This window comes from Jannaschia faecimaris, from assembly GCF_900107415.1.
GTDB lineage: Bacteria > Pseudomonadota > Alphaproteobacteria > Rhodobacterales > Rhodobacteraceae > Jannaschia > Jannaschia faecimaris.
In genome coordinates this window covers 83,439-98,017 of record NZ_FNPX01000009.1, presented here as the reverse complement: position 1 = coordinate 98,017, position 14,579 = coordinate 83,439, and the positions used below count along the sequence as shown (strand labels likewise).

The window sequence follows — 14,579 nt, the reverse complement described above, 5'->3', positions numbered from 1 at the left end:
CGCCCCCCTATCAGGATGGCGGTGGCCTGCGGAAGATGTCGCGAAAGATGCCGGGCGTCAGGATCGACAACGGGTTGACGTCGACGTCCGGGTCCTCGGCTTGGCCCGTCAGGCGATAGCTAAAGCCGAACAGCCCCTCGTCCGGACGCGAGAACAGGGCCCCGAACAGCCCGTTCACCAGGTAGATCGGCGAGATCACCCCTTGCAGATCCATCATCTTGGTCCCGATATCGAAAGTGCCATCGGCTGTGATCGACATTGACGGACCAACGGCACTGGCCCGACGGACGACAATATCTTCGGGCCGCAGGGTGAAGTCGGATTCGACCGTCTCGAAAAACAGCCCCTCGCCGGTCAGTTGCTCCAGGATTCCGACAACCGACAGGGCCTGCAACAGCGATGCCAACGCAGGCGCTTCGCGCACACGCAAATCCCCCATTCGAAGTTGCCCGGCATATGCTCCCGTTGCCCCGGTGGGGCGCAGCGTCAGGGAGATCGAACCGCCACGCGCATCCTCGAACAACCCCGCCGACCGCAGAACCCCGCCGCCGTCGTTGCCCCGGATCTGCACCGCCGAGCCTCCGGCCTGCGGGACCAATACGCCCTCGACCGCCGCACCGCCGTTAATCCGCCCGGTGAATTCACCGGACCCGCCGCGCAGGCTCGCGCGCAGATCCGTCATCACGATGCCCTCCGTGATGGTCAGCCGCTCCAGCGCGATGTCCAGCGGTGCACCTTCGCCGCCGTCGCCGCCGCCCTCTCCGACTAACAGGGCACGGCGCAGGTCGGCACGCCCGCCCCGAATACCGATCGCGGGCGCGACGCCGGCCCCTCGCCCCGTCAAGACCAGCGGCCCCCGGAACCAGCCCGTGTCCACCGCGTCGAACGTTGCTTGCAGCAACCCGTCGTTGCCCGGACGCAGGCTGACGCGGCCGCTGGCCGTAAGGCCGGGCGCATCGATGGCGATCCGAGTGATGTCGGCCGTCTCGGACAAGGTAGCCTCTACCTCCAGCTGGGCAGTCCCATCGCGGGGTTTGCGCCAACTGATGGCCGGCAGTGCTGCCGTCATACCCCGCAGATCGCTGGTCACCGTCAGGCGCGGCGGCGCACCCGGCGGCAGGCTCACCGCAATGTCGGCAAGCGCCGACCCCGATAGCTCCAGAGCATCGAGCGTGATACCCAGCCGGGTCAGCCCTTCTGCCGACACGCGCGCTGTCCCGGCAACGCTCCCCGGCTCGGGCAGGGGTTCGTCCGGGCCGGGCGGGGCATCGGGGTCGATCGCTTCGGTCGAGGGCGGCGGCAACGTCTGGCTCCAGCGACCCGAGAACGGCACGCCTTCCAACGTCATATCACCTTCGATCTGCACTTGTCCGGGCACCACCGTCAGGATCAGCGCGTCGGCGGCCAGCACCTTGCCGGGGACGATGTCCCGACTGGTGACATCCGTCAGCCGTGCACCGACTTCGTAGGCAATATCCACTGGCGCATTTCCACGGCGCAGCGGCAGGCGCACCGAGACGCGTGCCTCCGCCTGCCCCGCAACGAAGTCTCGGGACTTGCGCAATCGCTCCAGCAGGCGAAAGGGGCGGTTGTCCAGAAGCTCCAGCATGTCCCCTATCTCCCCCCGCGCCAGCAACGACAGATCACCCGTCGATGGTCGCTCTGTCGTGTCCAGGATGCTAAAGACGGTTCCTGCGATATCGATGTCACCGCCCGTGCCCTCCTGTTCGGCGGTGGCCACACGGCCCCGGTCCACACGCAGGGTCAGGCGGTTGTCGGAAAGCTGCGCGGCCCCGTCCGTATCCAGCGCGGGAGGCATGAAGCGCATGTACCGGAACGAGCTGTCCTGGAAGTCGAAGCTCGCGGCGACGTCTGGCGGTCGCCCCGGCGCGATTCGCAGCAGCGCAGTCGCCCCTGTCGCCGTTCCCAACAGCATGTTGTTGGTAAACCATGTGCGCGCCTGCACCTGCAACGTTGGCGGCCAGAGCGCGACAAGATCGGACACGCTCATCCGCGGCACGGCAAGACGCAGCGCACCGTCCGGCCCCGACGCGCCGAAAACCAGGTTCCCCGACAGGCGCGCCGTGCCCGAAGGACCGGTGACCATGGCCTGACCGATGCGCAGCGCCAGCGGCTGCTGCGTCAGGCGCGCCTCGAACACGCCTTGGTCAAACTCTACCCGCCGATCCAGCAGCCCCTCTGGGTCGAGGATCGTCCGGCCCATGCGCAACTGCATCTGGATCGGCCCGGTCAGCCCGTCATCCAGCAGAATCTGACCTTCGGCGGTGATATCGACATCGTCCGAGGCGGCAGCGATTTCGCTCAGACCGATGCGCCCCGATCCGGGCAGCCAGTCGAACGCCAGGATTGCCCGATCCATCGCGAGTGCAGGCCGATCGACCATCCGCGCGCCGCGCCCCACGACTCGCCCGCGAAGGGGGCCCGGTGTGCCATCCTCGGCCAAGGACATGGACGCGGTGGCCGAAACCTCCCCGGTGACCAAGGTCAGCGCAGGCACGTTCGGCAGGACTTCGGCTAACCCGCCCATGGACAATCCGGTCAGAACCACCCGCGCCTCGGCCCCCTGTCCGCTGTCGGCGCGGCGGGCCAGGCTTACGGCAATCTGCGCCGTCTCGGGTCCCAGCCGCAGGTCGGATGTCAGCGACAGGCGCAGGCCGTCCTCCTCGCGCCGCCAGATGACCGTGCCATCCTCCGTCTGCTGCGCCAAGCCGGTTATCGCATCGTCGAACCGGACAGCGACGCCTGCGACAGTCACCTCGTCCAGGGCTGCGATGGCGGGCGTGGCCAGAAGCGCATCGACGGTTTCCAGCGCCTCGGCCCAGGTGCTGGGCAGCGTTCCGCCGCCCGAGCCGAAGGCGAGCGAGAGCCGGCCCTCGGCGTCGCGCGACACATCCAGCACCAGACCGTCCACATCGATCGTCCGGGGCCGCAGCTTGCCGCGCAGCAGGGCCTTGCCGTCCAGAGCGACCCGCGCGCTTGGCAGGCTGACGATCGGCACATCCTCCTCGCTCAGCTCCGCACCGGACAATGCAAGTCGTAACGCCTGGTCTTCCAGATCATAAAATAGCGCCACCTGCCCCAGCGATACGTCGCGCGGGGCCATGTCTCGGGCGATCCGCTGCTCAATCCGCTCAATCGTCCAATCGGGCAAGGCGATCGGCCCCTCGGTCAGACGCCAGGCAGCCCCGCCAAGCAGGCTTACCACCACAAGCAGCACCAGCGTCAAAGCGCGCGGCACGCGTCGGGAACGTCGGGGGCTTGGGTCGGTCATGAACAACAGGTTCCAGATGCAGGGATCGGGGCTTTACCTTGACCCGCCGCCCCTCGGGTTCCAAGTCCCTTGCAGGACGACCCGCCACCAAACCGACGCCAACCCCATTTTCGGAGACCCCGCATGACCGATCAGATCACCCCCGGCGCACAGGCACCCGACTTTACCCTGCCCCGCGACGGCGGCAGCGACGTCACCCTGTCCGACATGCACGGCAAGCAGGTCGTGCTGTATTTCTATCCCAAGGACGACACGCCCGGCTGCACCAAGGAAGGCATCGCCTTTTCCGAAGCCATCGACGATTTCAGCGCCGCCGGGGCCGTCGTGATCGGTGTCAGCAAGGACACCGCAGCCAAGCACGACAAGTTCATCGCCAAGCACAACCTTAAGATCATTCTGGTGTCGGATGCTGAAGGCACCACCTGCGAGGATTACGGGACCTGGGTCGAGAAGAACATGTACGGCAAGACCTATATGGGCATCGAACGCGCGACCTTTCTTATCGACGCCGAGGGAATCGTGAAACAGGTTTGGCGCAAAGTGAAGGTGCCCGGCCACAGCGAAGAGGTTCTGGCGGCCGTGAAGGCATGAGCCTGACGCTTGCCGAAATGGCGGTAGAGGTTCTGACCACTGCGGACGGTCGGGCCAAGACGGCACTGTCGCGCAGACACGCAGCCGCGTGGCGGGCCGCGCGCAGGGGCGACACCCCGATCGCCGTCGGCACCGCCAACCCGCCGATGCAACCCGCACGCCCCGCCCGGCCGGAACTGGCAAACCCACGCGACGTGCCACGACGCAAGCCAGGCACAACGGAAGGCCGAATCGCCCTGCTGCATGCCGTGGCCCATATCGAACTGAACGCGGTCGACCTGCATTGGGACATCATCGCACGGTTCAGCCACGTGCCCTTGCCGATGGGCTTCTTCGACGACTGGGTTTCAGCCGCTGACGACGAATCGAAGCATTTCAATCTGATGGCTGACTGCCTCGAAGCAGCGGGAAGCCACTACGGTGCGCTTGCAGCGCACGCAGGCATGTGGCGCGCAGCCGAGGAAACGGCCACCGACCTGATGGCGCGGCTGGCCGTGGTGCCGATGGTGCTGGAAGCGCGGGGCCTCGATGTGACCCCCGGCATGATCGACGTCTTCAAGCGCGCCAAGGAGGCCGAAGCGGTCGCCGCACTGGAAACCATCTATGGCGAGGAGGTGAGCCACGTGGCCTATGGCAGCAAATGGTTCAATTTCCTTTGCGGACGCAATGACCTGGACCCGAAAGATGCATTTCACGCCCTTGTGCGAAAACACTTCCACGGCGTCCTCAAGCCCCCCTTCAACGAGGAGAAGCGCGCCGACGCTGGCCTGCCGCCCGATTTTTACTGGCCCCTGACCGAGGAAGTCTGACCTCCGGGGCAATTTCCAGCCGCATCAACAACAAGCGAGATTCTGCCACCGCCCGGCCTTGATAAATGCTGCATGGTTGCCGGATCGCCACAGTCACTCTAGAACCCGCCCAACGGTAAACCCTTCGTGAACGAAAGGGTGACCTGGGGACAGACAGGGGTGCGTGTTGCGGGCCCCTCACTCACAGACGGGGGATGGTTCGTGAATCAACGGCTATCGGACAAACTGAACGCGCGACTTGAACGCCACCTGCCTGAGCAGCGGTTGTTCCTGAAATCCGAAGAGGGCACGCGTTTTGTCCGTATGCGACCAGTCACGCAGGCCGGGGTTCTGGTCGGTGGTGCCCTGTTGGTCGGCTGGACGGTCGTCGTCACGTCCTTCTTCCTGATCGGGGCAATCACCTCGGGGTCGAACCGCGATCAGGCGGCCCGCGCGCAGATCGCCTACGAGTCACGCCTCGCCGTCCTCTCGCAAGAGCGCGACACACGCGCCGAGGAGGCAGAACAGGCGCTGGATCGCTTCTATTCTGCGCTTGAAGAAGTCTCCAAGATGCAGGGGACGGTCCTTTCCAGCGAACAGCGCGTACGAGAGTTGGAAACCGGCATCGAAGTCATTCAGCGGACCCTGCGCCGCACCGTGGCCGAGCGAAACGCCGCTCGCGACGAGGCCGAGACGCTGCTGGCCAGACTGGAAAATGCGCCCGAAGCCGCAGCCCGCGCCGAGCGTCTGGCCGCTGATAACGCGGCCACCTCCGAAGCCCTCACCGAAGCTCTTGATGCGACCGCGCTGGAACGTGACGAGGCGGTCATCGTGGCCTCCAGCGCCGATGCGGAGATCGCCCGAATGGAAGCGATGGCCGCGGTTGTCGCGGACCGAAACGACCGCATCTTCCAGCGCTTGGAGACCGCCCTCGAGACGTCCCTTTCCCCGTTGGAGCGGGTGTTTGCCCGCGCCGGCATATCTTCCGACGCCCTCCTGAGCACGGTGCGGAGCGGTTACAACGGCCAGGGTGGCCCTTTGGAGCCGGTCGTCGTCTCAACGCGCAGCGGTAACGAACTACCGGATCAGGATACTCCCCGCGCCAACCGCATCCTCGATAAGCTGGAAGACGTCGACATGTACCGCCTGGCCGCCGAGAGCCTGCCGCTGGCGCATCCCGTCAGCGCTCCGCACCGCCGCACCTCGGGCTTCGGGCCTCGGTGGGGCCGGATGCACTCCGGCATGGATTTTGCCGCAGGCCGCGGCACGCCAATCCTTGCCACCGCCGAAGGAACCGTGATCCACGCGGGCTGGCAGTCCGGATATGGCAAGCTCGTGAAGATCCGGCACCCCCTCGGCTTCGAAACGCGATATGCCCATCTCAACTCCATTGACGTGCGGCAGGGCCAAAGGGTCTCGCGCGGACAGAACATCGGTGGTATGGGGACAACCGGACGGTCGACCGGCGTGCACCTTCATTATGAAATAAGGCGCAATGGCGAGGCCCTGAACCCAGTAACCTTCATAAACGCAGGTCAGGATGTTTTCTAAATCGAAGTTGAACCAGCCCGGCGGCGACGCCGACAAGCCCACCGCTCCCGGCTCTGCCCCGGCGTCATCGACGCCGCCGCCGAAGCCCGCCAGCCTTGAACTTGGGGCCGGTCAGTCGGCGATGAAGCCCAAGGTGGCCCCATCTACGCTGTCTACGGACCTTGTCATCAAGGGCGATATCAAGACGTCCGGTGACATCCAGATCGAAGGCGAAGTCGAGGGCAACATCCAGGCACACCTTCTGACCGTTGGCGAAACCGCCGTCGTGCGCGGCGAAGTGATCGCCGACGACATCGTGGTCAACGGCCGCGTTATCGGCCGGGTTCGTGGTCTGAAGGTACGCCTGACGTCCACCGCGCGCGTGGAAGGCGACATCATACACAAGACAATCGCCATCGAATCGGGTGCCCATTTTGAGGGCGCGGTTCAACGGCAGGACGATCCGCTTGGCGGAAACAGCAAGCCGATGCCGCAGCAGAAGCCCTCCGAGACCGCCAAGACCAACTGATCGGTCTTAAATGACAGACAAACGACGCACCCCGCTTCCTCGAAGGAGCGGGGTTTCGCGTTTTCCGGGGCCGGACGAACGAAACCAGCGAGCCCGCCGCGGGGCCATCGTACTCACCACGGTTGGCTCCTTGGGCGACCTCTACCCAATTCTGTCGATCGCGGCCTCGCTGGAGGAAATGGGGGTCGAGACGCGCCTTCTTCTTTCACCAGACGATTGCGAAGTGGCGCGGTCCTGGGGCCTTCTTGCCACACCGGTCGGTCCAAGTCGGGCGCAGGTTTGCGCCGCCATGGGACAGACCGAGGACGAGATGGCCGCGGCGTTCTTTCGGAACCCCCTGCCCTTCCTGCGCCGCGTGGCGATCCCGTCGATGACCGATGTGATGCCTGAAATCGAACTGGCCTGCGTCGGGGCCGCCTGCGTCGCCGGTACGTTTCTCGCCTTTGGTGGGGCGTTCGCCGCCGAGAAAGCGCGCCTACCGTATGTTCCGCTTCAGTTGCAGCCCTTGTTGACCTACTCGGCGTTACAGCCTGCCCGCGGCCCGGGCTTCGATCTTATGGCGCGTACACCCGACAACTGGATCAAGCGCGGATGGAACCGTGCAATTCTGAGCGGGCTGAGGTGTGTTATCGGGCTGGGCCTGCGGGCCCCGGTCAATCGTCTGCGCACCGACCTGGGTCTGCCACCCTTTGCAGGGACACCGCTTGTCGATGTCGGCGGCGCAGCCGTGCCGCTTCGGCTGGGCCTTTGGTCAGGCACCTTCGCAACTGTCCCCTCGGATGCCCCGCCGGGCCTGCGGGCCGTCGGCTTTCCGCGCAGTCCGCTCGGCGATCTGCCCCGGGAGGTGCAGGACTGGCTGGACGCTGGCTCTCCTCCTCTCGTGATCACGTTGGGCAGCGTCGCGCAGGGCCTCGCGGGAAGCGACTTTTATGGTCGCGCAATTGCGCTGGCGCGGGCAATGGGCCTGCGCGCGGTCGTATTGCACGGCAAGACCCCGCCGCCGGCATCTGCGCCCGATATTCTAGCGCTGCGGGGCCTGTCACACGCCCCACTGTTCCCGCAGGCCGCTGCCATCCTGCACCATGGCGGCATCGGGACCACGGGCGAGGCATTGCGCGCCGGGCGACCACAGTTCGTCGTTCCCATCGGGGGGGATCAACCGGACAATGCCGCGCGGTTGTCAGATCTGGGCCTCGCCGTCTCGCTATCGCCCAAGCGGTTCAAGCCCGCGCGCGCCGTGCCGCTGATGCGTAACCTGCTGGACCGCTTCGACTACGCCGCCGCCAGCGAACTAGCTGAGCATATCGGGGCGGAGGACGGCGCGCGCGCCGCCGCCCTGCAATTGGCGCAGGTGGCGTCGCTGCGCGATTAACCCTCGTCCATGTCGGCGCGGCTCTTGCCGCTGGCGTTGGATGCAAGGACGCTGGCCATCAGGCCGTCGATGTTGCCGTCCAGGATGCCCTGCGTGTCCGAGGTTTCGAACCCCGTCCGCAAATCCTTAACCATCTGGTAGGGTTGCAAAACGTAGGACCGGATCTGGTTGCCCCATCCGGCATCGCCCTTGGCCTCGTGGGCGGCGTTGATCTCGGCGTTCCGGCGGTCCAGCTCCATTTGGTAGAGCCGCGATTTAAGGGCCTTCATCGCGATATCGCGGTTCTGGTGCTGTGACTTTTCCGAGGACGTGACGACAATGCCGGTCGGCTCGTGCGTAATCCGCACGGCCGAGTCGGTGGTGTTCACGTGCTGCCCGCCCGCGCCGGACGACCGATAGGTGTCGATGCGGATGTCCGATGGGTTCACTTCGATCTCGATGTTGTCGTCAACCACCGGATAGACCCAAACAGAACTGAACGACGTGTGACGGCGGGCCGCGGAATCATACGGGCTGATGCGGACCAGGCGATGCACGCCCGATTCCGACTTCAGCCAACCATAGGCATTCTTACCGCTGATTTTGTAGCTGGCCGACTTGATTCCAACTTCTTCGCCCGGCGTGCGGGATTGTAACTCAACGGTATAGCCGCGCTTCTCCGCCCAGCGGACGTACATCCGCGCCAACATGTTCGCCCAGTCGCAGCTCTCCGTGCCGCCGGCACCGGAATTTATCTCAAGGAAGGTGTCGTTGCCATCTGCTTCCCCGTCAAGCAGCGCCTCCAGCTCCTTTTCCGCTGCGGTCTCGACCAGCTTGGCAATGCCGCGCTCAGCCTCGGTGACGATCTCGGCGTCGTCCTCCATCTCGCCCATTTCGATCATCTCGACATTGTCGGAGGTGTCGCGCTCCAACGCCTCGATCCCCTCGATCCCGTCCATCAAAGCCTGACGGTCGCGCATCAATTGCTGTGCCCGCTCAGGATCATCCCAGAGGGTTGGATCCTCTATCATGGCGTTGAACTCTTCCAGCCGGTGCGGTGCCGTCTCCCAGTCGATCCGACGCTTGAGAAGTGCAACCGACTTGGCGATGGCATCGACATTGTTCTGAACTTCTGCGCGCATCTTCGCCTCCGGGAAACTGTTGCGCCGTGGGTATCGCGCGGGCGCGCGGGCGGCAAGACGCACCGCAGTCCCGGCGCGGCCCGTCACAACAGGGGTGTCAGTAAAGACCACCCGTCGACAGCGACCCGAAACTGGCGCGCCCCGGCACGACAACCGTTTGCCCGGTAGATGTCTGCACCTCGGAATCGAGGGGGGCTTCGCTCTCATCACCCTGCCCGCGCCCGAACAGCGGCAGATCGCCGGCCATGGCAAAGCCGCCGTCGATGATCGTGCCGCCAAGTCCCAGGAACGGATCGTCCCCGTCGCGGAAGTATTCGGATACGACGTAATCTCCGGTCGCATCGTCCGGTAGCCGCGCACCGGTAAAGCGGTCGATTTTCACGAAATACCCACCCGGTGGAACCTCGAACGGGCCCCCGCCATATTCCTTGATCGCTTCGCTCATGAATTCATTAAAGACCGGGCCGCACATGCCGCCACCCGAAGCCCCGCGCCCCATGCTGCGGGGCCGGTCGTATCCGATATAGCAGCCAGCCACGATGGTCGAAGAAAAGCCGACGAACCACACGTCCTTGGCATCGTTGGTGGTACCCGTCTTGCCAGCGATCGGCACCGGCAGGTTCACCGTGCCCGATGCCGTGCCGCGATCCACGACACCCTTCATCATTGACGTCAGTTGATAGGCGGTGATCGGGTCCATGACGCGCTCGCGGTTCGACACGATTCGGGGTCCGTACCCCTCGGACAGCGTAGCGAATTGCTCGCAATCGAGGCAGCTGCGCTGATCGTGCTTGAACACAGTCCGGCCATAGCGGTCCTGTATCCGATCGACGAGCGTCGGCTCCACCCTCTCACCACCATTGGCAAACATCGCGTAGGCTGACACCATTTTGTAGAGCGTCGACTCCTGCGACCCGAGGGAGTTGGCCAGAAGCTCGTCCATCTCATCATAGACGCCAAACCGCTCCGCATAGCTGGCGACGACATTCATGCCCACGTCCTGGGCCAGGCGCACAGTCATCAGGTTGCGCGACCGCTCGATGCCGGTGCGCAAAGGGGCCGGGCCATAGAAGCGATTTGACGCGTTCTTGGGCCGCCATATCTCGCCACCCGAGACGATCTCGATGGGCGCGTCCACGATAATGGTGTTCGGCTGGTACCCGGAATCGAGCGCCGCCGCATAAACGAAAGGCTTGAAGCTGGAGCCAGGCTGGCGCGTGGCCTGCGTGGCGCGGTTGAACACCGAATGCTGGTAGCTGAAGCCACCCTGCATCGCGATCACGCGGCCGGTATTGACGTCCATCGCCATGAATCCACCCTGTACCTCGGGCACCTGGCGCAGAGACCAGCGGATGAGTGAATTATCGCTGTCGTCGGTCATGCGGCGGACATGCACGACGTCCCCCGGTTCAAAGTTATCGAAAAAATCGCCGCGCAGCCATTGGATATCCTCGCGCGGGACGCTCACCTGCCCGTCGATGTCCTCGACGCCCAATGTCAGCGTTTGATCGGCAACCTCCATCACAACGGCCGGGAACCAACGATTGCCCAAGTCGATATCGCGCGCAACCGACACACCGGCCAGCGCGTCGCGCCACGCCATGTCATCGGTCAACGTTTCGACGGGAACTGTCTTACCCGTACCGCGCCAAACGCCAGCATTACGGTCGTAGCTTTCCAGCGCGCGGCGCAGAGCTGTGGCCGCCACGTTCTGCATGTTCGCATCGACCGTCGCGCGCACCGTAAAGCCTTGGGTAAAGAACTCTTCCTCGCCGAAATCACGGGTCAACTGACGGCGAATCTCGTCGGTGAAATAGTCGCGGTCAGGCAGGGCGGCACGGAACGGCTGGTAATGGCCCGACTGCACGGTCAGCAGGGGTTTCTGCTGCTCGTCAAGCATTTCAGCGCGGGTGATATAACCGTTCTGAAACATCTCTCGCAGAACGTAATTCCGCCGTTCGATGGCGTATTCCATGTTGCGCACGGGGTGCAGTGTCGACGGACGCTTAGGAAGGGTGGCCAGATATGCGGCCTCGCCCAGGGTCAGTTCGTCCAAGATCTTGTTGAAATAGGTCTGCGCGGCGGCGGCGACGCCGTAGGAGTTCTGACCGAGAAAGATCTCATTCAGGTACAGCTCCAGAATGTCCTCCTTGCCCAGCGTCTCCTCGATCCGGGAGGCGAGGATGATCTCCTTCACCTTGCGCTCCGCGCTGCGGTCGGAGGTCAGAAGGAAGTTCTTCATCACCTGCTGCGTGATGGTCGAGGCCCCGCGAACCTCGCGCCCGCCCGAGGCCACCGCATCGACGGCAGCGGACACGATCGCGCGCGGGTCATAGCCCGCGTGCTGATAGAAGTTCTTGTCCTCGGCCGAGATGAAGGCCTGCTTGACCAAGTCGGGGATTTCCTCCGCCGGGGCGAACAGGCGACGCTCGCGTGCGAATTCGTCCATCAGGCGACCTTCGCCGGAATAAATTCGGCTGATCGTCGGCGGAGTGTACTGGGCGAGCTGCTCGTGGTTCGGTAAGTCGCGGCCATACATCCACAGGACGCCACCAACACTGATCGCCATGGCGATAATCCCCAGCGTCAGCGCCGAGAATATCCCACCGATAGTCGAAAGCACTAACATGCCCGTGCCATGAATCGTCCGGCCGATGGCGGAGATTACAGCCTTTATCTTCGTTGCGATGGTCATGCGCGACCCCTGCCTGTCCAGCCACCCGTCTGGTCACGGTGCGGCGAAATTCTGCGTTCATGCCACTACGGACAAGGTCATATGCTTACGCCCTTGGCCCGGTCCCGTCAAAGCGGCTCCGGCGGTCATACGCCCATTCGCCCTGACGTATCAGGCATTGATGGTAAAGATATCTTGACCACGACTGGCGCAATTTTCCGAATGTCGTTCGGTGCAAACCACTCAACACCAAAAGCGCACCCGTCCCCGCCTTCAAAACCGCGCCCAACGGTCCCATCCGTCTGCCGAAATCGGCCTTTGGCGGCAATTCGCAAGCAGGCCCACCGAGCACGAACGCGACCGCTTGATCCGACTATTGGCGCAGCAGCAAAGCCTCCGCAGCGTCCTGCTCGGCCCAAGCCGCGACACCATTCGCAATCGCCACGGCCATCCGCGACCGCCAGTCCGGGTTCCCGAGATTTGCAAGGTCCTGTGTATTCGACATGAACCCCAGTTCCAGCAAGACCGAGGGGATATCGGGGGCCTTGAGCACGGTGAACTTGCCACCCAGACGGGGCCGCTTATGCAGCCGGATTCCCGCCGCGTTCAACCCCGCAACCAATGCGTCGGCCAGCTTGACCGACCGCGGGGCGGTTTCAGCTCGGGCAAGTTCAACCAGAATGCGCGCGATCTCGTCCCCCTGCTCAACATCGCCCACGCCGAGCAGAAGATCATCGCGTCCATGTCGCTGCGCGATTTCGGCGGCGAGCTGAGTCTCGTTGCCGGGGGCGAGAGTATATACGGTCGCACCCTCGGCCCCGCCGCCCTCCACCGCGTCGGCGTGCAGCGAGAGCATCAGGTCCGCCTGGCCGGCGCGCGCAATGGTGGACCGGCCCCGCAGGCCGACGAATTCATCACCATCGCGCGTGAGTACCACCTCGTGCCCCCGGCGTTTCAACACATCCGACAACTCCCGCGCGAACCGCAACATCAGCGCGGCCTCGGTCAGGCCGCCCGCCTCAGCCCCCGGATCGACGCCGCCGTGGCCCGGATCCAATGCGATGACCAGCGGGCGATCACCAGTCTGGCGTCGGCGCTGCACCGTGGGCACCGTGGTCGAGGGGCGCACATCCCATGCCTGCGGGTTCAGCGGGCCAACCGAACCCGCTCCCTCGGTCAGAACCACGTTGATCGTGGTGCCCACGTCGGTGTCCATCCACGCCCGCTCGATCCGCATGGGACCGGGCAGTTCGAACATCAGGCGCGACCAGCCCGCGCGGATTCGCCCGGCCCGCCACTCGGCGTCCACGGCGATCGCCGCCGGATCAGCTGAACTCCAATCAACCTCCGACGTATCCAGGACCAAGCGCCAGGAGTCCGCTTCCACGAAGACGCGCCAACGCACCGGTTGGCTGATCGCGACCGCGACCTCCTCCCCGTCCATGCGGATCGCCTCGACCGTGGCGCGCGCGTTGAATTCCTGCGCAGCGGCGGGGCCGACCAGACAGATCAGAAGGGCGAGAAGCCGGATCATCGCGCGTCCATGAAGGTCTTCAGGCGCGCAAGACCCTCCTCGATATCCGCCGTCGCCCGCGCGTAGCTGAACCGTAGGAAACCGCGCCCCCGCTCCGGGTCGAAATCAAGGCCGGGCGTCACCGCCACCCCTGACTTTTCAAGGACTTCCGAGGCAAACTTCAGGCTGTCATCCGTTAGGTGGCTGACATCGGCATAGATGTAGAACGCCCCGTCCGGCGGCGCGATGCGGTCGAACCCGGCGCGCGGCAAACCCTCCAGCATCAGTTCGCGATTGCGGGCATAGACGGCGCGGTTGGCCTCCAGTTCCTCCGTGGCCTCCATCGCGTGCAACGCGGCGATCTGACTGGCATGGGGGGCGCATATGAACATGTTCTGCGCCAGCCTCTCGATCGTGCGAATGTGATCCTCGGGCACGACCATCCAGCCGATCCGCCATCCCGTCATCGAGAAATACTTGCTGAAGGAATTGATGACATAGACGTCGTCCGACACCTCAAGCGCCGAGACGGCGGGCGCGTCGTAGTGCAGACCATGATAGATTTCGTCCGAGATGAACGCAGCCCCCTGCGCATGGCAAGCCTCGATCAACGCCGCCATCGATGACCGGTCGAGCATTGTGCCTGTCGGGTTCGCGGGCGAAGCGACGATCAGCCCGGCCAAGTCCGGCAGGTCGCTCGCCATGGGCTGAAACCGGTTCTCGGCCTTGGTCTGAATGCCGACGACCTCTAGCGACAGCGCCTTGAGAATCTGACGGTAGGACGGGTAGCACGGCAGGCCCAGCCCCACCCGGTCTCCGGCGTCAAACAGCGCGGTGAACGCCAACAGGAAGGCCGCCGACGACCCGGCGGTCACAACTACGCGATCCGGGTTCAGGTCGATCCCGTACCAGTCGTGATAAAGCCGCGCGATCCTCGCCCGCAGCTCCGGCAAGCCAAGCGCCACGGTATAACCCAGCGGCCCCTGCGCCATCGCCGCCGTCAGACCATCACGCGCCGCCTGCGGGGCGGCGGTGCCGGGCTGGCCCACTTCCATGTGAATGATGCTGCGGCCCGCGTCTTCCAAACGCCGCGCCTGCTCCATCACGTCCATCACGATGAACGGATCGACCTGACTGCGGTTCGAGACCTGCCTTGCACCTGCCATCCG

Annotated in this window: 10 protein-coding genes; 5 read left to right on the top strand and 5 right to left on the bottom strand. The window is 64.6% G+C overall.

From position 1 onward, the window contains the following. Positions 1-10: 10 nt before the first annotated feature. Positions 11-3,292, bottom strand: coding sequence for an AsmA-like C-terminal region-containing protein (locus tag BLV27_RS11310; RefSeq protein WP_092645998.1), 3,282 nt, complete (start codon positions 3,290-3,292; stop codon positions 11-13). 123 nt (positions 3,293-3,415) lie between these two features. Between BLV27_RS11310 and bcp the strand changes: the two genes are divergently transcribed. The 5 genes from bcp (at position 3,416) to BLV27_RS11285 (ending at position 8,102) form a co-directional block, all read left to right on the top strand. Next, positions 3,416-3,883, top strand: a complete 468-nt coding sequence (gene bcp, locus BLV27_RS11305; RefSeq protein ID WP_092645996.1) for a thioredoxin-dependent thiol peroxidase — start codon at positions 3,416-3,418, stop codon at positions 3,881-3,883. After that, positions 3,880-4,692, top strand: coding sequence for a ferritin-like domain-containing protein (locus BLV27_RS11300; RefSeq protein ID WP_092645994.1), 813 nt, complete (start codon positions 3,880-3,882; stop codon positions 4,690-4,692). Before bcp ends, BLV27_RS11300 begins: the two co-directional genes overlap by 4 nt. Positions 4,693-4,893: 201 nt before the next feature. Further along, on the top strand, positions 4,894-6,222 hold the full coding sequence (locus BLV27_RS11295; RefSeq protein WP_092645992.1) for a M23 family metallopeptidase: 1,329 nt from the start codon (positions 4,894-4,896) through the stop codon (positions 6,220-6,222). Then, positions 6,212-6,730, top strand: a complete 519-nt coding sequence (locus BLV27_RS11290) for a bactofilin family protein (protein WP_092645990.1) — start codon at positions 6,212-6,214, stop codon at positions 6,728-6,730. Before BLV27_RS11295 ends, BLV27_RS11290 begins: the two co-directional genes overlap by 11 nt. Before the next feature lie 130 nt (positions 6,731-6,860). After that, entirely contained in the window at positions 6,861-8,102 is a 1,242-nt protein-coding gene (locus tag BLV27_RS11285) for a nucleotide disphospho-sugar-binding domain-containing protein (protein WP_092645987.1), read from the top strand. On the opposite strand, the gene prfB is transcribed toward BLV27_RS11285, so the two are convergent. The 4 genes from prfB to BLV27_RS11265 all read right to left on the bottom strand — a co-directional run bounded on the left by prfB (position 8,099) and on the right by BLV27_RS11265 (position 14,576). Next, positions 8,099-9,223: a peptide chain release factor 2 gene (prfB, locus tag BLV27_RS11280; protein WP_092645986.1), complete on the bottom strand. Its 1,125-nt coding sequence runs from the start codon at positions 9,221-9,223 to the stop codon at positions 8,099-8,101. The genes BLV27_RS11285 and prfB overlap by 4 nt on opposite strands. A gap of 97 nt (positions 9,224-9,320) precedes the next feature. After that, positions 9,321-11,852 (bottom strand): penicillin-binding protein 1A, encoded by a 2,532-nt coding sequence (locus BLV27_RS11275; protein WP_092646065.1) that lies wholly within the window; start codon positions 11,850-11,852, stop codon positions 9,321-9,323. Positions 11,853-12,270: 418 nt separating this feature from the next. Beyond that, positions 12,271-13,431: an N-acetylmuramoyl-L-alanine amidase family protein gene (locus BLV27_RS11270; protein ID WP_092645984.1), complete on the bottom strand. Its 1,161-nt coding sequence runs from the start codon at positions 13,429-13,431 to the stop codon at positions 12,271-12,273. Continuing rightward, a complete protein-coding gene (locus BLV27_RS11265; RefSeq protein WP_092645982.1) occupies positions 13,428-14,576 on the bottom strand; it encodes a pyridoxal phosphate-dependent aminotransferase in 1,149 nt (382 codons plus the stop codon). Before BLV27_RS11265 ends, BLV27_RS11270 begins: the two co-directional genes overlap by 4 nt. Between the last annotated feature and the right edge of the window lie 3 nt (positions 14,577-14,579).